2 protein-coding genes are annotated in these 1158 nt (G+C 69.2%); both read right to left on the reverse strand.

What is annotated here, in order from left to right:
• On the reverse strand, nt 1-465 hold a 465-nt coding region (locus JMF90_RS37970), incomplete at its 3' end, for a cache domain-containing protein (protein ID WP_201326432.1).
• A 149-nt stretch (nt 466-614) separates the two neighbouring features.
• The coding region (locus JMF90_RS37975; RefSeq protein ID WP_201326433.1) for a GGDEF domain-containing protein at nt 615-1158 on the reverse strand (544 nt) is incomplete at its 5' end.

Genomic DNA, 1158 nt, shown 5'->3' on the forward strand with positions numbered 1-1158 from the left:
CCGCTGCCAGGCGTAGCGCACGTAGCCGCCGCCGTGCGATGCCGCGCCGATCAGCTTCTGGATCGTTAGCGCGCCCTGCGGGTCGCGCATCGACCAGAAGTTGTGGCCGACGCGCTCGGGCTCGCGCGGATGCATCAGCGAATTGCCGTGCAGGTCGTACACGAAGAAATAGCCGTCGGGGCCGAAATCCATCTTCTGCAGCATCGCGAGCGCCTGGGTGCGCAGCAGCGCATCGTCGCGCGCATTGCGGCCGCTCGCGTCGTAGAGCGGCATGATCGCGCTCGTCGCGAGCTCGACGTAGTGTTTCAGCTCGACTTCCTTGCTCGACAGGTACGCGGCCTGGATCGTCGCGTGCTGGGTGCGCGCGAGCGACGTCGCCTGCTGGCGCACGCCGAAGCCGATGCCGGCGATCGCGAGCAGGAACGGCACGATGGCCAGAAGGAAGATCTTTGCCTTGAGTCTCATGGTGGTGCGAAGCGGCCGCGAACGGGTGCGGCCGGTCAGGCGCCGGCTGGCCGCGCGCATCGGCCGCGCGGCGGCGCGGTGGCGTATCGAGCCGATATTGTCGGTGATTTTGCACGCGGACGGCGGCGGCCCCGCCGCTGTCCGTACGCTCAGGCCTGCCGCGACTCGAGATCGTCCGGCGACGTGGCTGCCTGTACGACGATGCGGTTGCGCCCGCCTTCCTTCGCCCGGTACAACGCCTCGTCGGCCAGCTTCAGCGCGGCCTGGATGTTGTCGTCGCGCTCGGGATAGCTGGTCGTCACGCCGATGCTCACCGTCAGCCGGCCGACCGTGCCGGCGTCGTGCCGGATGCCGAGATCGAGGATGCCCGTGCGGATCGTTTCGGCGATCGTCACCGCGCCGTCCGTGTCGATGTCCGGCAGCACCACGACGAATTCCTCGCCACCGTAGCGCGCCGCATAGTCGGCCGGCCGGCGCAGGCATCCGGCGATGCAGTGGCCGACCGCGGCGAGTGCGTCGTCGCCGGCCTGGTGGCCCTGCGTGTCGTTGTAGTGCTTGAAGTAATCGACGTCGATGAACAGCAGCGACAACGCATGTTGCGAACGTGCGGCGCGGCGCCATTCGCGCGCGAGCGTGACGTCGAGCATCCGGCGGTTGTCGAGGCCCGTCAGGCCGTCGGTGCGCGCGAGCGCC

This window comes from Burkholderia sp. E168m23, from assembly GCF_016586125.1.
GTDB classification, from domain to species: Bacteria; Pseudomonadota; Gammaproteobacteria; order Burkholderiales; family Burkholderiaceae; genus Burkholderia; species Burkholderia orbicola.